General features: G+C 73.4%; 17 protein-coding genes and 1 pseudogene. 10 read left to right on the top strand and 8 right to left on the bottom strand.

The genetic code is table 11. The features are described 5' to 3' along the window. Window positions 1–42 precede the first annotated feature (42 nt). From QRN56_RS06690 to QRN56_RS06665, 6 genes are all read left to right on the top strand, one after another. The gene (locus tag QRN56_RS06690) at window positions 43–1,002 is read left to right on the top strand and encodes a carbohydrate ABC transporter permease (protein ID WP_285102023.1); all 960 of its coding nucleotides are present in this window, start codon (window positions 43–45) and stop codon (window positions 1,000–1,002) included. Between the two features lie 45 nt (window positions 1,003–1,047). Further along, window positions 1,048–2,037: a carbohydrate ABC transporter permease gene (locus tag QRN56_RS06685; protein WP_502928758.1), complete on the top strand. Its 990-nt coding sequence runs from the start codon at window positions 1,048–1,050 to the stop codon at window positions 2,035–2,037. Further along, entirely contained in the window at window positions 2,034–4,481 is a 2,448-nt protein-coding gene (locus tag QRN56_RS06680) for a glycosyl hydrolase family 95 catalytic domain-containing protein (protein WP_285102022.1), read from the top strand. The genes QRN56_RS06685 and QRN56_RS06680 overlap by 4 nt, the downstream gene beginning before the upstream one ends. Next, a complete protein-coding gene (locus tag QRN56_RS06675; protein ID WP_285102021.1) occupies window positions 4,478–5,470 on the top strand; it encodes an acetylxylan esterase in 993 nt (330 codons plus the stop codon). Before QRN56_RS06680 ends, QRN56_RS06675 begins: the two co-directional genes overlap by 4 nt. A gap of 13 nt (window positions 5,471–5,483) precedes the next feature. Continuing rightward, window positions 5,484–6,842 (top strand): ABC transporter substrate-binding protein, encoded by a 1,359-nt coding sequence (locus QRN56_RS06670; RefSeq protein ID WP_285102020.1) that lies wholly within the window; start codon window positions 5,484–5,486, stop codon window positions 6,840–6,842. A gap of 61 nt (window positions 6,843–6,903) precedes the next feature. Then, window positions 6,904–8,085 (top strand): ROK family protein, encoded by a 1,182-nt coding sequence (locus QRN56_RS06665; protein ID WP_285102019.1) that lies wholly within the window; start codon window positions 6,904–6,906, stop codon window positions 8,083–8,085. Window positions 8,086–8,098: 13 nt separating this feature from the next. On the opposite strand, the gene QRN56_RS06660 is transcribed toward QRN56_RS06665, so the two are convergent. Then, window positions 8,099–8,482 (bottom strand): VOC family protein, encoded by a 384-nt coding sequence (locus QRN56_RS06660; protein ID WP_285102018.1) that lies wholly within the window; start codon window positions 8,480–8,482, stop codon window positions 8,099–8,101. 510 nt (window positions 8,483–8,992) lie between these two features. Between QRN56_RS06660 and QRN56_RS06655 the strand changes: the two are divergent. After that, window positions 8,993–10,472: pseudogene (locus QRN56_RS06655) on the top strand (HNH endonuclease). Here QRN56_RS06655 and QRN56_RS06650 read toward each other — a convergent pair. From QRN56_RS06650 to QRN56_RS06630, 5 genes are all read right to left on the bottom strand, one after another. Then, window positions 10,460–11,689 carry an MFS transporter gene (locus QRN56_RS06650; RefSeq protein WP_285102017.1) on the bottom strand — a complete coding sequence of 410 codons (1,230 nt, stop codon included), beginning with the start codon at window positions 11,687–11,689 and terminating at the stop codon, window positions 10,460–10,462. The pseudogene QRN56_RS06655 and the gene QRN56_RS06650 overlap by 13 nt on opposite strands. Next, window positions 11,686–12,615: an LLM class flavin-dependent oxidoreductase gene (locus QRN56_RS06645; RefSeq protein ID WP_285102016.1), complete on the bottom strand. Its 930-nt coding sequence runs from the start codon at window positions 12,613–12,615 to the stop codon at window positions 11,686–11,688. Before QRN56_RS06645 ends, QRN56_RS06650 begins: the two co-directional genes overlap by 4 nt. A gap of 69 nt (window positions 12,616–12,684) precedes the next feature. Continuing rightward, the gene (locus QRN56_RS06640) at window positions 12,685–13,842 is read right to left on the bottom strand and encodes a sensor histidine kinase (protein WP_285102015.1); all 1,158 of its coding nucleotides are present in this window, start codon (window positions 13,840–13,842) and stop codon (window positions 12,685–12,687) included. Next, window positions 13,839–14,537: a response regulator transcription factor gene (locus QRN56_RS06635; protein ID WP_285102014.1), complete on the bottom strand. Its 699-nt coding sequence runs from the start codon at window positions 14,535–14,537 to the stop codon at window positions 13,839–13,841. The genes QRN56_RS06640 and QRN56_RS06635 overlap by 4 nt, the downstream gene beginning before the upstream one ends. Window positions 14,538–14,716: 179 nt before the next feature. Next, window positions 14,717–16,108, bottom strand: coding sequence for a carbohydrate-binding protein (locus QRN56_RS06630; protein WP_285102013.1), 1,392 nt, complete (start codon window positions 16,106–16,108; stop codon window positions 14,717–14,719). 220 nt (window positions 16,109–16,328) lie between these two features. Here QRN56_RS06630 and QRN56_RS06625 point away from each other — a divergent pair, with 220 nt between their 5' ends. Further along, window positions 16,329–17,312, top strand: coding sequence for a glycoside hydrolase family protein (locus QRN56_RS06625; RefSeq protein WP_285102012.1), 984 nt, complete (start codon window positions 16,329–16,331; stop codon window positions 17,310–17,312). A 28-nt stretch (window positions 17,313–17,340) separates the two neighbouring features. Here the strand turns inward: QRN56_RS06625 and QRN56_RS06620 are convergent, their stop codons facing one another. Further along, window positions 17,341–17,835, bottom strand: coding sequence for a hypothetical protein (locus QRN56_RS06620; protein ID WP_285102011.1), 495 nt, complete (start codon window positions 17,833–17,835; stop codon window positions 17,341–17,343). A 205-nt stretch (window positions 17,836–18,040) separates the two neighbouring features. On the opposite strand from QRN56_RS06620, the gene QRN56_RS06615 reads away from it, so the two are divergent. After that, a complete protein-coding gene (locus QRN56_RS06615; protein ID WP_285102010.1) occupies window positions 18,041–18,958 on the top strand; it encodes a PhzF family phenazine biosynthesis protein in 918 nt (305 codons plus the stop codon). After that, on the top strand, window positions 18,955–19,425 hold the full coding sequence (locus QRN56_RS06610) for a hypothetical protein (RefSeq protein WP_285102009.1): 471 nt from the start codon (window positions 18,955–18,957) through the stop codon (window positions 19,423–19,425). The genes QRN56_RS06615 and QRN56_RS06610 overlap by 4 nt, the downstream gene beginning before the upstream one ends. 9 nt (window positions 19,426–19,434) lie before the next feature. On the opposite strand, the gene QRN56_RS06605 is transcribed toward QRN56_RS06610, so the two are convergent. Beyond that, window positions 19,435–20,391: an NAD(P)-dependent alcohol dehydrogenase gene (locus tag QRN56_RS06605; RefSeq protein ID WP_285102008.1), complete on the bottom strand. Its 957-nt coding sequence runs from the start codon at window positions 20,389–20,391 to the stop codon at window positions 19,435–19,437. Window positions 20,392–20,456 lie beyond the last annotated feature (65 nt).

Here is a 20,456-nt window from a genome sequence, read left to right as displayed (position 1 = left end):
GTGCCGACACCTCCTGCACTTCGACGACGAGGGATGAGGCCGATGGCGATCTCCACCACGACCCCGGCGCGCGGACGGACCGCGACCGGACGCGTACGCAAGACCGGGCCGGTACGCCGCGCCGGCTCACCCGCCCATCGCGGGGACGCGCGGCTGGCCTGGGTCCTCATCGCACCGGCCGTCATCGGCTTCCTCGTCTTCGCGGCCTACCCGACGCTGCGCGGGATCTACCTGAGCTTCACCGACTTCCGGGTGCTCACCCCACCGGAGTGGACCGGCCTGGACAACCTGAAGCGGCTCGTGGCCGACGAGGTCTTCTGGCACTCGCTCGGCGTGACGGCCTACTTCGTGCTCCTGTCGGTCGTGATCGGCATGACCCTGTCGGTCACGACGGCCGTGGTGCTGCACCGGCTCACGGCCTCCACGGCCCTGCGCGGCGTCATCATCCTGCCGTTCCTCATCTCCGGCGTCGTCGCCGCGACCACGTGGTCCTGGATGCTCGACGCGCAGCTCGGCATCGTGAACATCGCCATCCGCCAGCTCGGGTTCGACCCGGTCTTCTTCCTGGGCTCCAGCAGGTGGGCCATCCCCACGATCGCGCTGATCAGCGTCTGGAAGGGCATGGGGTACAACGCGATCATCGTGTTCGCCGGCCTCCAGACCATCCCGCCGACCATCTACGAGGCGGGGCGGATCGACGGCGCGAACGAGATGCAGATGTTCCGGCGCCTCACGCTGCCCCTGCTGCGGCCCGTGCTGGCGATGGTGCTGGTGCTGACGGTGATCGGCTCGTTCCAGGTCTTCGACCTCGTGGCCGTGACCACCCAGGGCGGCCCGGCCCGCGCGTCGAACGTGCTGCAGCTCTACATCTACGACAAGGCGTTCGGCCAGTTCGAGTTCGGCTACGCCGCCACGATGTCGCTCGCGCTGTTCGCGATGCTCATCGCCATCACCTTCCTGCAGATGCGCCTGCTGCGCGCCGACGAGTCCGACACCGACTGACCCGTCGCCCGTCCGCGCCGCCCCGAACCAGTGAGGAACCCCCGCATGTCCGCATCCGCATCCGCAGCCGCTTCCGCATCCGCACCTCCTGCCGCCGACACCGTCCGGCCCGCCGCCCGTCCGACCAGCCGTGCCGGCACCCGGCCATCGCCCGCCCGGCGTCGCCCCAGCCTGGGGCGCGCCGTCGCCTGGACCTACCTCGGCGGCGTCGTGCTCGTGACGCTCTTCCCGTTCTACTGGATCCTGCGCACGTCGTTCTCGAACAACTACGCCCTGATCACCCACCCGTCGTCGCTGCTGCCGGTCGACTTCACGCTCGGCGCGTTCCGCCGGGTGCTCGGCATCGCGACGTCGGCGGAGTCGCTCGCGGAGGGCGGCTCGGGCGCCAGCATCAACATCCTGCACTTCGCGCTGAACTCGCTGATCTTCGCGACGCTCTCGACCGGCCTGGTCGTGTTCTTCTCGCTGATCGCCGCCTACGCGTTCGCCCGCCTCGAGTGGCCCGGCCGGGACCTCGTGTTCTCGATCCTGCTCACGGCGCTCATGGTGCCCGGCATCCTGACGCTCCTGCCGAACTTCGTGCTGATCAAGGACCTGGGCCTGCTCAACACGTTCGGCGGGCTGATCCTGCCGGGAGCGCTGTTCTCGGCGTTCAACATCTTCTTCCTGCGCCAGTTCATGCTCGGCCTCAGCCGTGAGATCGAGGAGGCCGCGCTGATCGACGGCGCGAGCCGGCTGCGCGTGCTGTTCCAGATCACGCTGCCGATGACGTCGGGCCCCGTGACCACGCTGTCCATCCTGGGCTTCATCGGCGCCTGGAACGACTACTTCTGGCCGCTCCTGGTCACCAGCGACGACAGCGTGCGCCCGCTCACGCTCGCCCTGGCCGTGTTCAAGCAGTCGTCGCCGCAGGCCGCGCCGGACTGGGCGGGCCTGATGGCCGCCACGCTGGTCGCGGCGCTGCCCATGCTGGTGCTGTTCCTCGCGTTCGGCCGCCGGATCGTGGACTCCATCGGCTTCTCGGGGCTCAAGTGAGTACCGCACCGCGCCCGGTCCGCCTGCGCTGGACCGCGCGCGCCGCGCGCTGGGGCGAGGCGACGCCCGTGGGCAACGGAGAGATCGGCGGCATGGTGCTGGGCGACGCCCGCGGGCGCATCGGGCTCAACGACGCTTCGCTGTGGTCGGGCACCCCCGACGGCCCGCGGCGCGCGCTCGACGCCGTCGTCGCCGGCGGCGCGGGTCCCGAGCGCCTCGCCCAGGTACGGGACGCCGTCGCCCGGCACGACGACGACGAGACAGAACGCCTGCTGCGCACCTTCGAGGGCCCGTGGAGCCAGGAGTTCCTGCCGCTCGGCGACCTCGACCTGGACCTCGGCCGGATCGACACGACCGGGTACGAGCGGGTGCTCGACCTGTCGTCCGCGGTGGTCGACGAGACCTTCCTGCTGGACGGCGTGCCCGTGCGCCGCGCCACCTGGGTCTCCGCGGCCGACGGCGCGCTCGTGGTCGAGCTCGTCGCCGACTCTCCCGTCTCCGCGGTGGTGCGGCTGCGGTCGCCGCTGCGGGTCGCGGGCTCGGACGCCGGGGTGTCCGACGGCGGCCTCGCGCACCTGTCCCTGCTGGTGGAGACGCCGGTCGACGGCGCGCCGAAGCACGAGCCCGACGCCGTCGCGCACGTCTGGCGCGAGGGCGGGCCGGAGGCCGTCGGCGGATCCGGGTTCGACCCGGCCGCCGCCGTCGCCGTGGCGGTGCGCACCGACGGCGCGGCGACCGTGGTGCCCGGGACGCACGAGGTCGTGATCACCGGGGCGCGCCGCGTCCTGCTCGCGGTCACGACCGAGACGAACGCGCGCCGCTGGTGGCGGCACGAGCCGCAGGCGCCGCGCGACGAGCTCGTCGCGCGCGCCACCCGGCACGCGCAGGACGTCGCGGCGTCCGGCGCCGGAGCGCTGCGCGCCCGGCACGAGGCCGCCGCGCGCGAGCTGCTCGGCCGGTCGGGCCTGGAGCTGGGCGTCCCCGCCGGCGACGAGCCCGTCGACGTCGACGCCCTCCTGGCCGACGCGGACGACCGCGCCCTGGCGCGCGTGATCTACGCGTACGGCCGCTACCTGCTCGTCTCGTCGTCGCGGCCCGGCTCGCCGCCGGCCAACCTGCAGGGCATCTGGAACGCGTCGATGCGGCCGCCGTGGTCGTCCAACTACACGATCAACATCAACACCCAGATGAACTACTGGCTCGCCGAGCGCACCGGCCTGGGCGAGCTGCACGAGCCGCTGCTCGACCTGATCGAGCGCGTCGCCGGCGAGGGCCGTGCGGTGGCCGGCGAGCTCTACGGCGCCCGCGGCTGGGTGGCGCACCACAACACCGACCCGTGGGGGTACGCGCTGCCCGTCGGCGCCGGGCACAGCCCGACGTCGTGGGCGTTCTGGCCGATGGGCGGCCTGTGGCTCGCGGACCACCTGTGGCAGCGCTGGGAGTACGGACGCGACCGCGACGAGCTCGCGGGGCGGGTGCTCCCGCTGCTGCTCGGCGCGAGTGCCTTCGCGCTCGACTGGCTGGTGGCCGGCCCGGACGGCACGCTCGGCACCTCGCCGTCGACGTCGCCCGAGAACTTCTTCCTGCGCGCCGACGGCACGTCCGGCGCCGTCTCCACGTCGTCCGCGATGGACCTCAGCCTGATCCGGGCGACGCTCGAACGCACGCTCGCGGCCGCGGAGGCCGTGGGCGTGGCGGACGCCGCGGACGCGACGCTGCTCGACGAGATCCGCGCCGCGCTGCCCCGCATCGCGCCGCTGCGCGTGGCCGACGACGGCACCCTGTACGAATGGGGCGACGACTCGGCCTCGCTCGAACCGCACCACCGCCACCTGTCACTCCTGATCGGGCTGCACCCGCTGCATGCCGTCGACGTGGAGCGCACCCCGGAGCTGGCCGACGCCGCCCGCCGCACCCTCGACGCCCGCGGGCCGGGGGCCATGGGCTGGTCCTGGTCGTGGAAGATCGCGATGCGGGCACGACTGGGCGACGGCGACGTCGCGCGCGACCTGCTGCGCGAGGCGACCACCCCCTACCCCGGGGACCCCGACCTCGACGCGCCGCCGGACGGCTCGGAGTGGGGCGGGCTGCTGCCGAACCTGTTCTCGACGCACCCGCCGTTCCAGATCGACGGCAACTTCGGCCTGGCCGCGGCCATCGCCGAGATGCTGGTCGGCACCGGCGAGGGCACGCCCGACAGCCCGGTCCGGCTGCTGCCCGCCCTTCCGGCGGCCTGGCCCGACGGCCGGATCACCGGTGTGCGCACCCGCGGGGGCATCGCGGTGGACCTCGACTGGCGGGGCGGCCGCCCGGTCGCGCTGCGTCTGCACGACGTCGTGGGCGCCGGCCCGCGCGACGTGACCGTGAGCTTCGCCGGGCGGTCCCGGACGGTGCCCGTGGGCTCGCCCGTCGCCGCCGACAGCCTGTTCGGGGAGACCTCATGACCATCCCGGACCCCCGCGAGCCCGCCCTGCGCGCCTACCGCTCGACGCAGGAGCTGCCGGACGACTTCGCCGGGTTCTGGCGCGACACCCTCGCCGAGGCCCGGCGGTACGACGCGCCGCCGTCCGCCGTCCCGGTGGAGACCCTGCTCGGCGCGATCGACGTGCTCGACGTGACCTTTCCCGGGTTCGGCGGCGAGCCGGTGCGCGCGTGGCTCCGGCTGCCGCGGCACCGCGACGGCCTGCTGCCCGCGGTGGTCCACTTCACCGGGTACGGCGCGGGCCGCGGGCACGCGATCGACGACCTGACCTGGGCCGCGGCGGGCTACGCCCACCTGGTCATGGACACCCGCGGCCAGGGCGACGGCTCCACGCCGGACGGCCCGTGGGGCGACAGCACCGGGTACATCACGCGCGGCCTCGCGGACCCGGCCGGCTACTACTACCGGCGCGTGCTCACCGACGCGGCCCGCGCCGTGGACGCCGTCCGGCTGCTGCCGGGCGTCGACCCCGGCCGCGTGGCGGTGCTCGGCAACAGCCAGGGCGCCGGGATCGCGCTGGCCGCCGGGTACCTCGCCGACGACGTGTCGGCCGTGCTCGCCCAGGCGCCGTTCCTCGCGGACCTCCCGGGTGCGCTCACCCTGAGCGCGCACGGGCCCTACCGGGAGCTCGCCGACCTGCTGGCCCGGGACCGGGCGCGCCGCGAGCGCGCCCTGGCCACGCTCCGCTACGTGGACGTGGTCAACTTCGCGCGCCTCGCGCGCACGCCCGCCTGGTTCTCCTGCGGGCTCGACGACGACATCACTCCCCCGGAAACCGTGTTCGCCGCGCACAACGAGTACGCGGCGCAGCACGACATCACCGTCTGGCCGTCCAACGGCCATGACGCCGGCGGCAGCCTCGACCGGCAGGGCGCGCTCGACGTGCTCGGCCGCCTGCTCGGGACGACCGCCGGCCCTACCAACCCGAACCGAACCCACCCGGTCCCTTGATCGAAGAGGAATCATGAAACCGAAGCACATGCTGAGCATCGTCGCTGCAGCCGCTGTCACCGTCTCGCTGGCCGCCTGCGCGGGCGGCTCCGCCGGCGGAGCGGCCGAGGAGGGCGCCCACGCGGGCACCGTCAACTGGTGGACCTGGGACGAGAAGCAGGCGGAGTCCTACAAGACCTGCCTGCCCGCGTTCCAGGAGAAGTACCCCGACATCACGGTCAACATCACCCAGTACGCGGTGGACGACTACTTCACCAAGCTGACGGCGGGCTTCGTCGCCGGCAACGCCCCCGACGCGTTCCAGAACAGCGTGGAGTTCCTCGACTCGTACGCGAAGCAGGGCCAGCTCGAGCCGCTCGACGACTACATCGCCGAGTCGGACTACGACCTGGGCGTGTTCAACGTGGGCGTCCCCGCCTTCACGTACACGGACGACAAGCAGTACGCCCTGCCGCTCGACTGGGCCGGGTCGGCGTTCTACTACAACAAGGACATGCTCAAGGACGCGGGCCTCTCCGAGGACGACGTCCAGAACATGACCTGGAACCCGGAGGACGGTGGCACCTTCGACGAGGTCGTCGCCCGCCTCACCGTCGACGAGAACGGCAGGCGCGGCGACGAGAAGGGCTTCGACAAGGACAAGGTCGCGGTCTACGGCATCGGGGCGCTCGGCACGGCCGACTACCTCGGGCAGACCACCTGGTACCAGTTCGCCGCCTCGTCGGACTGGACGATGCGCGAGCCGGCGGCCTGGCCGACGTCCTTCGCCTTCGACGACCCGGCGTTCACCGAGACCATGGACTACCTGCGCGGCCTGTCCGACCGCGGCCTCGCCCCGGAGTTCGGCCAGTTCACCGTCGGTGACACCGAGCAGCTCGGCTCGGGCTCGGTCGCGATGATCTCCGGCGGCTCGTGGTCGGCCACGACGTTCGCCAAGCTGCCCGACATGTCGGTCGGCATCGCGCCCAACGTGCTCGGCCCGGACGGCGAGACCCGCGTGGTGATGAGCAACTCCAACGGCAACATGCTCTGGTCGGGCAGCAAGGTCAAGCAGGCGGCCTGGGACTGGATCTCGTTCATGGGCACGGCCGAGTGCCAGGAGAGCGCCGCGCTGACGTCGGGCTCGTTCTTCCCGTCCATCCCGTCGGCCATGGACGCGCTCGCCGCGGACCAGCTCGACAAGGGCGTCGACCTGAGCGTGTTCGTCAACTACGCGAAGAACGATGAGCTCGAGCCGTCGCTGGCCTACCGCAACGGCGCGGAGCTCAAGTCGGAGCTGCAGCCGCTGTTCGAGGCGTACTACAGCCACCAGCGTGACGACGACGTGTGGCAGGAGGCCGCGGACAAGGCCCAGGAGATTCTTTCCAAGTAGTGACGGCCGGCCTGGGCGCGGCGCCTCGTGCGCCGCGCCCAGGCCGAGGACGAGGTTTCCCATGAGTGCCACGCCGCCCCCGACGCCGCCGCGCCGCCCCAAGCTGCGCACGACGACGTCGGCGGAGATCTTCACGCGCATCATCACGCACGGCCCGGTGAGCCGGATCGAGATCGGCCGGCTGACCGGCCTGTCCCAGGCAAAGGTGACCAAGACGGTCAGCCCGCTGATCCGCGACGGGTTCGTGACCGTCGGCGAGCACGCCGAGAGCTCGTCCCCGGGGCGGCCCGTCTACCCGCTGAGCGTGGTGCCCCGCTCCATGCTGGCCATCGGCGTCAAGGTCAACGCCGACGAGATCGTGGCCGTCGCGGTGAGCATCGGCAACGAGGTGCTCACCTCCACCCGGCGCGCGCTCGAGCGGCACGACCCCGAGACGGTCACGCGCGAGATCGTCCGCTGCGCGCGGCGGCTGATCGACAAGCTCGGCGACAGCGCCGACCGTCTCGTCGGCCTCGGCGTGTCGGCGTCGGGCGACATCGACACGGGCTCCGGCGTGGTGCGCCACTCCCCGCTGCTGGGGTGGGCCAACGTGCCCCTGGGTGCGGCGGTCGCGCGGGAGGTCGGACTGCCGGTCGTCGTCGAGAACGACGTGCGCGCGCTCGCCCGGTCCGAGCAGTGGTTCGGGCTCGGCGTGGAGGCGGAGAGCTTCGCCATCGTCACGATCGGCGCGGGCATCGGCTGCGGCATCTACGTCAACAGCGACGTCGTGGTCGGGGCGCACGGCGTGGTCGGCGAGATCGGCCACCTGCCCCTGGCCTCCCCCGACGCCGTGTGCGTGTGCGGCCGCCGCGGCTGCGTGGAGGCGGTGGCCTCCTCGGGCGCCATCCGCGACGCCGTGCGCGCCGGCCACGGTGACCCCACGCTCACGCTCGCGGACGCCGTTTCCCTCGCGCACGCGGGCGACCGGACCGCCGTCGACGCGTTCGACCGCGCGGGCACCGCCATCGGCGCGGCCCTCGCGGTCACCGCCAACCTGGTGGACCCGGAGGTGGTGGTCATCGCGGGCGAGGGCGTCATGGAGTACGACCTGTACGAGCGCCGGATCCGCGAGGAGTTCGCGGCGCACGCGTTCGGCGCGGCGGCCAACTGCCGCCTGGTGGTGCGGCGGCACACGTTCATCGACTGGGCGTGCGGCGCGGCGGTCGCGGCGTTCCGGGACGCGCTGCTGCCCACTGCCGCCTAGGCGGGCGGGGCCGCTACTCGGGGAGGACGCAGAACTCGTTGCCCTCGGGATCGGCCAGGACCACCCAGTTCTCGTGCCGGCCGACCTGGGACGCGCCCGCCGCGACCAGGCGCGCCACCTCGGCGTCCCGGTCGGGGGCGCGGACGTCGAGGTGCACGCGGTTCTTCACGGTCTTGGGCTCGGGTACCCGGTTGAAGAACAGCCGCGGAGCGCCGGCAGGCCCCTCGACCAGCACGGACGGGTCGTCCTCCGGGTCGTGGACGCCGAGGGTGCGCAGCCGGTCGAGCTCCTCGTCGTCGTACGGGGCGACGGCGTAGCCGTCCAGGACGACCGCCCAGAACCGGGCCAGGGATGCGGGGTGGCGGCAGTCGAACACCACGTCGTGAAGTCTCGCCATGGGCCCCACCGTAGGGCTCGGGTGAGACCTGACGAGGCGGGGCGGGCCGGGACGGAAGTAGCAGGACTCCAGAGATGCCAGCCGCCCCGGGATCCCGATCGCCCGGCGTCGTGGGGCGGTGGGCAGTCGGGCGAACCGCGCGGTCCTGTGCTGCGCGGTCCTGTGCTGTGGCCCGCACGGGTGTCCCTGAGGTTTCCGTCCCCGCGACGAGCGTCTGGCGTGATCGACGAGACGACCGTCCGTTCGGGCCGCCGGCCGCCGAGTTCCAAGGGCTTCCCCCAGACGAGCAGGCGATTCTGCTGTCGGCAGATCGGGTTGGTTCGACGAGCGGTGCGAACGGGTGTGCCATATGTTGATGGCATGACGCGAACGGGTGAGGTACTGACGGCGGCGGGCGGACAGCCTGTTCGCCCTGTGCTGCCCGATGGCGACAGGGCGTCCGGTGCGCCCGTGCCCGGCGGGGTCGTTGACGTGGCGGGCGTGCGGGCGGTGCGGGAACTACTGGCAGGCATGATCCTGCCCGGAGCCACTGACACCAGGTCTGGTGCTGTTGACTCGGTCGTGGATGCGCGGGCCGTGCAGGCCGAATGCGTCGACCTGCTCGGTGAGCTGGAGGCGGTCAAGAACGCGATCACCGCGACCCAAGCACGGCTGGCGGTCGTCCTGGACGAGGCCACGCGTGCCGAGGAGGCCCGGCAGTCCATTCGCGCCGAGCGGCAGGGTCGCGGGGTGCCGAACCAGGTCGGTGCTGCGTTGCGGGTGAGCCCGCATGCAGGGGCTGGGTTCGTGAGCACGTCCCGGGTGTGGGTCACGCAGATGCCCCACACGTTCAACGCGCTGCGCTCGGGGGTGTTGTCCCAGTGGCGGGCCACGCTCCTGGTGCGGGAGACCTCCCACCTGACGGTGGAACACCGTGCCCTGATCGACGAGGAGATCTGCGGCCCGGCACATCTGGCGGAGCTGGCGAGGATGGGCACCCGCCGCCTGGTCGCCCGCATCAAGGAACTCGCCGCCCGGCTGGACGTGCACGCGTGCGTGAAGCGCAACGCGCGCGCGGTGACCGAACGACGGGTGTCCATCCGCCCGGCACCGGACCTGATGGTCTACCTGACCGCCTTGGTCCCGATGGCCCAGGGTGTCCAGGCCTACGCCCAGCTCAAGACTCACGCCCAGACCACCAAGGCCACGGGGGACGAGCGTGGGGTGGGGCAGATCATGGCCGACACCCTCGCGCACCACCGGACGCGAGCCCGGCCATGCCGAGGATGTGCCGGTCACGATCAACCTGCTCGTCTCCGACCAGACCCTTCTCGCCCGTGGCGACGAGCCCGCTGTGGTCCTTGAAGGCACCCCCGCAGGGGTCGGCACCGTCCCGGCCCCGGTCGCCCGGAACCTGGCGGCACATGCGATCGACACCGACACCGCGTGGCTGCGCTCGATCTACGTCAACCCCCACGGACGGTTGGTAGCGACCACGTCGACGTCCCGGTTCCACCCCCAGGGACTAGCGAGCCTGTTGCGGGCCCGGGAGCAGGGGATCTGTGCCACCACCTGGTGCGACGCCCCCGTGCGTCACCTGGATCACGTGACCCCGCACGCCGAGGGCGGCCCGACCAGCCTCGACAACGGTCAAGGTCTGTGCGCCCGGTGCAACCACGCGAAGCAGGCACCGGGCTGGTCACAGAAGACCACCCAGATCCACGGGCGGCACGCCGTCGAGACGGTCACTCCGACGGGGCACACCTATGTCTCGGTCGCGCCCCCACCCCCGACCCCGGTTTGGACCCCCGCCGTCGGCATGACCGGCCCCGCACCCGGCTACACCCCACGCAGCCGCTACCAGATCGGCTGCCACACCACGCCCACCCACAGCGCGATCGCCTACCGACCCAGCCCACCACGTCCGCAGCCACGCCCGGCCCACGGGCCACCTGGTCGAGCCCGCGCCCGATCACGTCGACCCGACCTCTCCTGGACTCACTCCACCTGACGCGAGGACGGGCGCGCCGCACCCGCCGGCGGGGTGACCGCGCGGGCAAAGCAGGCCGAGACCGCGACCAGCACCATGACCAGCAGGATCGCGAGCCTCAGGGTCAGGTGCTCGCCGACGAACCCGAGCAGGGGCGGCCCCACCAGGAACGCGGTGTAGCCCGCCGTGGCGACGGCGCTCACGCGGCGTGCGGCGTTCAGCGGGTCGTCTCCGGCCGCCGAAAGGGCGACCGGGAAACCCAGTGAGGCGCCGATCCCCCAGAGCAGCACGCCGACCGCGGCCGGCCAGGCGGACGGCGCGAACGACACCAGGCCGATGCCGACGATCGCGAGCAGCGCGCTGACCACCATCACCGGCGTGCGGCCGAACCGGTCCAGGAAGTACCCGCCGCCGAACCGCCCGATCGCCATGGACAGGCCGAAGAACGCGTAGATCAGCGACGCCGTCGCGGCCGACAGGTCGAACCCGTCGACCATGATCAGCGGCAGCCAGTCGTTCGCCGACCCCTCGGCCAGGGCCATGCCCAGCACGATCACGCCGATGGCCAGGGTGCGCCGCTCGCGCCACACCGCGAGGAACGCGCCAACGGTCTCGCCGAGCGGACGGCGCCGCTGCCCCGCGTCGGCGTCCTCGCGGCCGACGGCGGGCGCGAGGTTGGCCACGAGCACGACCGAGGCGACCGCCGTCAGCGCGGCGACCGCCAGCAGGTGGGCCGCCACCGGGACGTGCACCAGGTTCGCGCCCAGGCCCACGAGCCCGCCCACGCAGATGCCGAAGCTGTAGCTGCCGTGCAGGCTGGGCACCACGGTGCGCCGGAGCGCCCGCTCGACGTCGACGCCCTCGACGTTCTGCCCGATCTCGCCCGAGCCCATGCCGTACCCGAACGACGCCAGGCCCGTGGCCACGAGCCAGCCCTGCCCGGCCGCGGTGCCGAGCGCCACCACGGCGACGCCGAGCACGATCGCGACCATGCCCCACAGCACGACGAACCGGGCGCCGCGCCGGGCCACCAGGGTGCCGGCCACGGCGATACCCACCATCGAGCCCGCCGACAGCCCGGCGATGATCAGCCCCATCTCCGCCGTGCTCGCACCGGTCGCGTCACGTATGGCGGGCGTGCGGGACACCCACGTGGCCATGGACACGCCGGTCATGAAGAAGGACACGAACAGGGCGGCCCGCCGGCGCTGCGCCGACGGCGTCAGGTGCGCGCTCACAGCACCCGGGCCAGCGCGTCGAGCGCCTCCAGCGGCTCGGGCCCGACGGGGATGAAGACGCTGGACGTGACGCCTGCGCGGCCGAGCTCGTCGATTCGCTCCCGCACCTGGGCGGGCGTGCCCGCCAGCGCGAGGCGGGCGACCCACTCGTCGGGCAGGCGCTCGACGAACTCCGCGCGGGAGGCGGACGAGGCGCGCAGCGCCGCGAACTCCTCGGCGAACGGGAGCGGCGCGACGTGCGGCGCCCAGTCGGGCTCGCCGATCCACTCGAGGCCGGGCCGGGCGGTCCGCAGCGCGGCCGCCGCGTCGTCGTCGACGGCGCCGATGTTGTAGGCCACCAGCCGGTGCCCGCCCCGCGGGGCGATCGCGTCGAGGGCGGCCGCGGCGTACTCGGGGCCGACGGGCTCGGCGAGCACGGTGCCGTCGGCCACCCTGCCGGACGCCGCCAGGGACCGCGGGCCGCGCACGCCGAGCAGCAGGGGCGGCACGGCGTCGGGCACCGCCGAGGGGTCGAGCCGCAGGTCGCCGGCTTCCCCACCGCCGAGCAGGGTCCGGAGCGTGGTCACGTACTCCGCGAGGTAGGTGAGGGGCCGCGCGGGCCAGGCGCCCGCCTGCCGCATCCAGCCCGGCATGCCGTGCCCGACGCCGACGTCGGTGCGGCCGGGGTGGAGCTGCTCCAGCGTGGCGATCTCCATCGCTGCGAAGGCGGGGTTGCGCACCGCGGCGGGCAGGATCCCGATGCCGACGCGGATGCCTTCGGTCGCGCCCAGCACGGCGGCGGCCTGCACCAGCCCGCCACGGAAGCCCAGGTCCTCCACGACCCAGAGCTCGTCGAAGCCGAGCCGCTCCGCGGTGCGCGCGTACGGGAGCACCTGGGCGGCGGGCAGGTCACGCGGGAGCACGACACCGATCTGCGGAGAGGTCATGGCGCACGTTCTATCAGATCGATTCGAGGCGCGCCGAACCGCCCACGCCGGACGCCGTCGCGGGGCCGCTCAGGTCGCCGAGGCGGGCAGCGTGACGTCGAGCCGGAAACCCTGCGGCACGTGCGCGGCCCGCACGTCCCCGCCGTGCGCCTCGACGATGCCTCGGACGATGGCCAGCCCGAGCCCCGCGCCGGGCGACCCAGCGGCGGGCGATCCGGAAGGGACCCCCGCGTCGGGTGTCCGGGCGGCGCTGGCCCGCCAGCCGATCTCGAACATGCGCGTGAGGTCCTCGCCGTCGACGCCGCTGCCCTGGTCGAGCACGGAGAGCACCAGCCGGTCGCCGCGCTGTTCCGCGGAGACCAGGACCTCGGACCCGGCCGGGGCGTGGCGGATGCTGTTGGTCAGCAGGTTCACCACCACCCGGGTCAGCTCGTGCGGGTCGGCGCGCACCGTCCGGCCGGCGACGCCCGCGTGCTCGATGCCGATCTGCTTCGCGACGGCGAGCTGGTGCACGTCCGCCACGGCGTCGGACACCACGTCCAGCAGCGCGACGTCCTCCCGGCGGAGCCGCAGCGCGCCGCTCTGGATCTGCGACAGCTCGAACAGGTCGTCGACCAGCCGGTTCATCGTGGCGACCTGCACCCGGATGCGCCGGACGTAGTCGGCCGGGTCCGCGACGGCGCCGTCGTCCAGTGCCTCGGCAAGGGCGCTGACCCCGGTCAGCGGGGTGCGCAGGTCGTGCGAGATCCAGGCGAAGAACTGGCGGCGTGCCGCATCGAGCTGCTCGATCTCGGCGCGGGCCGCGGCGAGCCGCTCCGAGGCGACGGCGAGCTGCGTGGAGAGGTCGGCGAGCTCCCTGGCCGCGTAGGCCTCGGGGCTGACGACGGCGCCGCGGCCCACGCGCTCGACCGCGTCCCCCAGGTGGGTGAACGACCGGCTCACGGCGCGGGCGGTGAGCAGGATCGTGGTGAGGCTCAGCACCGCGGACAGCCCGACCACCCACAGGAGCACCTGCAGGTCGTGCAGCGAAAGGTACATCAGGGCCGCGATCACGAGGGTCGAGCAGACGATGGACGCGATCGCCGCGACCACCAGGACCACGAACGGGGCGGTGACCGAGCGCTGCCGGCGGCGGCGCAGGACCAGGAGCGCGAGCAGCGTGATCGCCGCCGTGCACACCGCGGCGGTTGCGAGGATGAGCAGCAGGTCGACCGGGGTGAGCATCATGCGGCGGCCCCGACGGTGAAGCGGTAGCCGCGCCCCCACTCGGTGAGCAGGTAGCGCGGGAACCGCGGCTCGGGCTCGATCTTCTCGCGCAGCCGCCGCACGTGCACGGTCACGGTGGACGCCTCGCCGAAGCTCCAGCCCCACACCTCGCGCAGGAGGTCGTCCCGCGTCAGGGTGCGGTCCGGGTTCTGCAGCAGGAACAGGAACAGCTCGTACTCCCGGGACGTGAGCGTCATCTCGGCGTCGGCCGCCCAGATGCGCCGGTGCGCGGGGTCGACGCGGAACGGCCCCAGTGTGAACGGCGACGGCGCGACGTGCAGCCCGCGGCTGCGCCGGACCAGGGCGTCGATCCGGAGCTGGAGCTCCCGCAGCGCGAACGGCTTGACCACGTAGTCGTCGGCGCCGTGCTCCAGCCCGTCGATCCGCTGCTCCACGGCGTCCAGGGCGGTGAGCATGATGATCGGCGTGCGCGGCGCGGCCGCGCGGACCTGGCGGCACAGCTCGTCGCCGCTGACGCCGGGCAGCATCCGGTCCAGGACCAGCACGTCCGGGCGCGCCGTGCGCAGTGCGTCGCGGGCCACGAGCCCGTCGCGCAGCGCCGTGACGGCGTACCCGCGGCCGCCCAGGTAGTCGGAGACCACGGCCAGGACGGTCTCGTCGTCCTCGACGACCATGACCTCGACGCGTGCTCCCATGCCCGGCAGCGTAACCGCGAGCGCACCGGCCGAGTTGTTACGCCCCTGCAAGACTCCCGCGTCCGCGAGGCCGCCCAGCCCAGGTTCGACGACGTCGCCGTGGTGGTGGTCGCCTGGCCGGGGCTCGCGTCGCGCGTGTCGGTGGCGGCGCTCGTCGAGCGGTCGAGTCCTGGGTGAGGCTAGGCCTGCGCCCGCCACGGTCCCCACGGCGTGCCGGGCTTCTCGTTGCGCGTCCACCACTGCGCCACGTAGGTGCGGCCCTCGTGCACGGCCACGGACCCGGCCTCGAAGATGCGCGACGGCGTCCACCGCGCCGCGCCGTCCTGCTCGGCGATCTGCTCCCACGGCCCGTACGGCGCACCCGGCTCCTGGCCGCGCGTCCACCACGCCGCCCGCCACGTGGAGCCCTCGTACGAGATCTCGTCACCCGCGGTGTAGACCGCCGACGCGTCCCAGGCGGGGACGGCCGGGGCGCAGGCGTCGTCGCACACGCTGAACGAGGCCAGCACGGCCTTGTGGTCGGACGGCCAGACGGCGTCCGGCGTGCGGATCTCGTCGGCGCTGTCGTCCTCGACCCGCTCGTTCCGCACGATCGTCGACTGCGGCCCCACCACGGCCGCGTCGTCGATCGTGACCCGCTCGTCGGGCGTGACGAACACGTAGTCGATCCGGTCGCGCTCGTCGGCCTCGGGCGCCCAGGTGAGCTCCGACGTCGGGAAGAGCGGGTTGTCGGACGGCCAGGTGACGCCGGGGTTCGCGACCGGGTCGGGGTAGACCTCGCGGAACGCGTCGACCAGCCCGCCGTCGAGCAGCATCTTCGTGGACTGCCACGGGATCACCAGGCCGTTGTGGTCCTGCAGGTCCGCGGTCTCCTCCGTCCAGTCCTGCACCGACGGCTCGTTGAAGTCGCCGCCGACCACGGCGATGCGGCCCGCGGCACGCTCGGCCTGGACGTCGGCGACGAGTGCGGCTGCCGTGGCCGGGCGGCCGGACTGCCGGTTGGCCTCCAGGACCGCGTCCACGTCGGTGACGGGGCCGCCCGGCAGCTTGTCCCACGTGTCCCAGCCGTCGGGCCAGTCGCCCTGTACCGCGCCGCCGTAGCCGCGCGGCAGGTACGTGGCGTACCAGCGGTACTCCAGGTGGCCGCCGTAGGCCACCACCTCGGTGCCGTTCACGTCGAGCACGGCCTTGGTCCACCAGCGGTCGACCGTGCTGGTCTCCAGGATCGGGTAGCGCGACACGATGCCGGTGTCGGTCGCGGTCACGTGGTCATAGCCGAGCAGCGCGGCCACCTGCGCGGGCGCGTCGCCCTGCTCGGGCAGGAACGTCACGTCGGCGTCGGTCTCCGTCAGGATGTCGGCGATCTCCCGCGCGCCGTCGTCGATCTGCGTGCCGCCGTGCCACACGTTGAACGCGAGCACGTTGAGCTCGCTCACGCCGTCCACCTCGGGCTTGGGCTCGGCCGCGGCGGCCACGGGTGCGGTGGCCAGCGCGGCGATCGTCGCGGCGGCCGTCGTGCCGGCGGCGACGGTCGCGAGCAGCCGTCGAAGGCGTACGGGTGCGGATGACATCAGTGTTCTCCCCGGTTCGGAAATCGGTGCGGACGCGACGCTACGAGGCACGCGTGGCCGGACCATGGCCAGGAGGTGAACGCGCCCGGGGTTGATAGGTCGCATCATCACCTTGACCCCCGGACCGCGCACGCAAGAGATTCGACCCCGAACGGCCCGGGCGGCATCCGCGCCGCCGCGCACCGGAGCGCGGCGACCGCCGGGCCTGAGCGGAGTCACCATGGAATCGGACCGCAAGCTGCTGCTGGACCGGCGCAGCCTGATCCTGGGCTCGGCGGTGCTCGGCTCGGCCGCCGCCCTCGGCGTCGCCTCGCCACCCCGCGCGGCCGCCGCCGTGCCCGGCTTCCCCACGTTCAACCGGGTCGGCGCCGCCCTGGACAAGTCGGCCCTGGCCTACAACCCGACCAACGAGCTCATCTTCCCGTCGATCCGCAACGTCGCCGGCACGGTCCAGAACCCCCTGGGCAACTGGTACATGTACTACGCGCCGCACGACGCGCCCGGCGGGATCTGCCTGGCCTACGCCGACTCCCTGAACGGCCCGTGGCGGGAGTACCCGGGCAACCCGATCATCTCCCGCACCTGGTCGCCCCACTACTCCGTCAGCCACGTCTCCAGCCCGCACGCGGTCTGGAACGCCGCGGACGGCCGGATGTACCTGTACTTCCACGGGGAGAACACCACCACCCGAGTCGCGTCGTCGGCCGACGGGCGGAGCTTCACCTACGAGGGCACGGTCCTGACCACCGCGATGATGCCCTCGAACGTCACCGAGACGTCCTACGCGCGGGTGTTCCCGCACCCCACGAAGTCCGACACCCAGATCATGCTGTTCATGGGCATGCAGGCCGGGACCCGCAAGATCTTCATCGGCTGGTCCAACCGGCTCACCTCGGGCTGGCAGTTCAAGCCCCAGCCGCTGATCTCGCCGGCCGCGGGCGAGGGCGGCCAGCTCTCCGGCGCCCACTACTGGTCGCGCAACGGGGGCGGTCACGTGGTCTATCACGGCGGTTCCGGCAGCATCCACGTCGCCGACGTCGGCACCAGCTTCGACCGGGAGAACCACCTGGGCGTGCTGTACACCGAGCCGGTCGCCACGCGGGCCGCCGCCCCGAGCTTCGCCGAGGAGGGCGGCCGGCTGTACATGTTCTACGAGGCCGGGCAGCGCTCGAGCACCAACATCGCGGTGGCCCGCACGAGCTAGGGCACCCGGGCCGGCCGAGCCCCGGCGCTCAGCCGGTCCGGGCGGTCTCGCCGGCGACCGCCGCCCACCGTTCGGCACGCAGCAGCAGGAACATCGGCGGGAGCATGAGCAGCACCCACGCCAGCTCCATCCACCCGAAGAGCCACAGGGCGAGGTAGAAGACGATCACGCACCGGTAGGCGAACCGGGTCAGGCGGCCGCCGCACATCGCCAGCACCCCCACCACTGCCTCGAACGCCGCCAGCATGCCGATGAACAGGACCTGGTTCGGTTCCACGACCTCGTGCCACGTGTCGGTCACCCAGCCGAAGAACGACGGGTCGGCGAAGTCGCCGTAGTCGACCCCGGTGACGAGGTTGACCAGGTGCACGACCGCGCCGCCCAGGAGGAACAGGACGCCCACGGCGCCCCGCCCCACGTACCGCGCCACCGAGCTCCGGTAGGCCAGCAGGCCCGCAACGACCGTCGCGATCCCGCAGGTCACCCACAGGATGATCACGAGCATCGCGTCCTGCACGGTCATCACCTCCGCCGGGTCCGTGCCGAGCCGAGCCCGTGCCGCACTCCTGGTACCAGTCTCCGCCGGCCGGGACCGGCGGACAGGAGCCGAAGGTCCCGCCGGCCCCGGCATTGGTCCCTCACCCGGGACCCGTGACCTGTGTCACGGGGTCCCGCACACGTCCTAGCATGTGGCGACCGACCGTCGTCGCCGACAAAGGAGCCCCTTCGTGGACGTCCCGTTCTACTGGGTGGACGTGTTCGCGGCCACGCCGCTGACCGGCAACCCCCTCGCCCTCGTCCCCGACGCGGACGCCCTCCCGGAGCACACGATGGGCGCCGTCGCGCGGGAGCTCAACCAGTCGGAGACGACGTTCCTGGTGCGGCCCGACCGCCCCGGCGCGGACCACCGGCTGCGCTCGTTCACCCCCGGTGGCGTCGAGGTCTTCGGCGCGGGGCACAACGCGATGGGCGCCTGGATCTGGCTGGCGCTGTCCGGCCGGCTGGACCCGGACCGGGACACGTTCGTGCAGCAGATCGGCGACGACCTGCTGAACGTGCGGGTGTCCGGGCGGCCCCCGTCGGCCGTCGAGGTCTCGATGGAGCAGTCCGCCCCGCGGTTCCTGGGCCGCGTCGAGGACCGGGCCGCGCTAGCCGCCGTCCTGGGCCTGGCTGCCGAGGACCTCGACGCCGACCGGGTCGCCGAGGTGGTCTCCACCGGCGCGGAGCACCTGCTCGTGCCCCTGCGGAACGCCGCGGCGGTCGACTCCGCCGAGCCGGACACGGCCGGGCTGCGCGCGCTGCTGGCCGACGCCGGCGCCGAGGGCTGCTACCTCTACACGGTGCGTCTCGACGACCCAGCGGCCCCTGTCGCCACGGCCCCCGACGCCGCGACCGGTGTCAGCGCCTACACCCGGTTCTTCAACCCGACCGTGGGGATCGCCGAGGACCCGGCGACGGGCACCGCCGCCGGTCCCCTGGCCGCCGTCCTGGTCCGGGACGCGCTCGCGCCCGACCCTGCGCGGATCGTCGTCGAGCAGGGGCGCAAGCTCGGTCGTCCCAGCCTCATCACGCTCGGCGTCGACGGGCCGCTGGTGACGATCAGCGGCTCCGGGATCGTCGTCGCCGAGGGGACGCTGCACCTGTGAGCCGGGCGGCTGACCTGCCCGACCGGCTGGAGATCTCGGGGACGACGTTCGCGCGCGTCGAGTCGCCCGGGACGCTCGCCTGCTGGACGGCGACCGCGGGACCCGCCGACGACCTCCCGCCCGTGAGCGTCGTCATGGAGCCGGCCGCGGCGCCGGACCAGCGGGCGTCGGACCTGGCCGCGGTCGTCCTGGCCCGGTTCGGCGAGCTCGCCGACGTCGGCGCCGACTACCTGCGGCACCGGCTCCGGGAACCGGGGTTCGGGCTGAGCGGCGCCGAGCTCGGGATGCTGGACGCCGCGGGGCCGCCGTTCGCCGAGCCGGCGGCCGTGGTCTGGGCGGACGGGACCTGGCTGCTGCGGTTCGCCGAGTCCGACCTCGCCATGGCTGACCCGTACGGGATCGGCGTGCTGTTCGAGGGCACGGTCCCGTCCGGAGTCGAGGACCTCTCGGAAGCCGACCTGCTGTAGGACCGGCGGTCAGGGCACCTCGACCACGATCTTGCCCAGGTTGTCCCCCGCCGCCAGCCGAGCGAACGCGGCGGGCGCCTCCTCCAGCGGGCAGACCTCGTCGATCACGGGCACGACGGCGCCGTCGGTCACCAGGGCGGTGACCTCCTCCAGGTCCGCGCGCGACTGGGGCACCATCAGCACGCCCACCTGCTTGCCGGTGGATCCCTTGAGCACGGGACCGGCGGCGAACGTCGCCAGCAGCACGCGCGTGCGGCCGCCGACCATGAGGTAGGCGCCGCCGGTCCGCAGCGCACGGTGCACCCGGTACGGCGAGCGGGAGGCCACCAGGTCCACCACCCGGTCGTACCGGTCACGCTGGTCGGCCCAGTCGCAGCGCTCGAACGCGATGGTGTCGTCGGCACCGAGCCGGAGCAGGTGGCCGGCCTTGTCGCTCCGGTCCACGGCCGTGACCCGGGCACCGAGATGCTTGGCCAGGCCGATCACGAGCGCGCCGCCCGCGCCGCCCGCCCCGTTGACCAGCAGCCGGTCACCCGGGTGCAGACCCCGGGTGGCCCGCAGCGCGATGCACCCCGCCTGCGGGATCGCCGCGGCCTCGACGAACGAGAGGGCGGCCGGCTTGCGGGCGAGCAGCCGCGGCGACGTCGCGACGTACTCCGCGAGCCCGCCCCGGTAACCCGCCAGCTCACCGAACACGTCGTCCCCCGGGGCATGTCCGGTCACCGACCGTCCCACCGCGACGACGGTCCCGGCCACGTCCGACCCGGGCACCGGGTTGCGCGGCCGGCGCAGCCCGCCCACCCGGGCGTACGCCGGCCGGCCCACGAGGTTCTCGCGGTCCGACCCGTTTAGCGAGACAGCGCGGACCCGGACCAGCACCTCGTCGTCCGCCGGGACGGGGTCGGGGAGGTCACCGACCTCCACCACGTCGGCGCTGCCGTACCGGTCCTGGATGACGGCCCGCACGATGCCCTCCTGTCACGTGGTCGAGGGCCCCACCGTAGCCGCGCCGGGCGACCGGCGGGGGTGTT

The sequence above is a fragment of the Promicromonospora sp. MEB111 genome (assembly GCF_030209445.1).
In the GTDB taxonomy this organism is placed as follows: Bacteria; Actinomycetota; Actinomycetes; order Actinomycetales; family Cellulomonadaceae; genus Promicromonospora.
Note: the sequence above shows the minus strand (reverse complement) of the source record. Positions and strands in the feature narration are given on the sequence as shown.

Coding starts and splice junctions, on each gene's coding strand:
- QRN56_RS06690 (WP_285102023.1), top strand. CDS start 43: ATGGCGATCTCCACCACGACCCCGGCGCGCGGACGGACCGCGACCGGA.
- QRN56_RS06685 (WP_502928758.1), top strand. CDS start 1,048: ATGTCCGCATCCGCATCCGCAGCCGCTTCCGCATCCGCACCTCCTGCC.
- QRN56_RS06675 (WP_285102021.1), top strand. CDS start 4,478: ATGACCATCCCGGACCCCCGCGAGCCCGCCCTGCGCGCCTACCGCTCG.
- QRN56_RS06670 (WP_285102020.1), top strand. CDS start 5,484: ATGAAACCGAAGCACATGCTGAGCATCGTCGCTGCAGCCGCTGTCACC.
- QRN56_RS06665 (WP_285102019.1), top strand. CDS start 6,904: ATGAGTGCCACGCCGCCCCCGACGCCGCCGCGCCGCCCCAAGCTGCGC.
- QRN56_RS06660 (WP_285102018.1), bottom strand. CDS start 8,482: ATGGCGAGACTTCACGACGTGGTGTTCGACTGCCGCCACCCCGCATCC.
- QRN56_RS06645 (WP_285102016.1), bottom strand. CDS start 12,615: ATGACCTCTCCGCAGATCGGTGTCGTGCTCCCGCGTGACCTGCCCGCC.
- QRN56_RS06640 (WP_285102015.1), bottom strand. CDS start 13,842: ATGATGCTCACCCCGGTCGACCTGCTGCTCATCCTCGCAACCGCCGCG.
- QRN56_RS06635 (WP_285102014.1), bottom strand. CDS start 14,537: ATGGGAGCACGCGTCGAGGTCATGGTCGTCGAGGACGACGAGACCGTC.
- QRN56_RS06630 (WP_285102013.1), bottom strand. CDS start 16,108: ATGTCATCCGCACCCGTACGCCTTCGACGGCTGCTCGCGACCGTCGCC.
- QRN56_RS06625 (WP_285102012.1), top strand. CDS start 16,329: ATGGAATCGGACCGCAAGCTGCTGCTGGACCGGCGCAGCCTGATCCTG.
- QRN56_RS06620 (WP_285102011.1), bottom strand. CDS start 17,835: ATGACCGTGCAGGACGCGATGCTCGTGATCATCCTGTGGGTGACCTGC.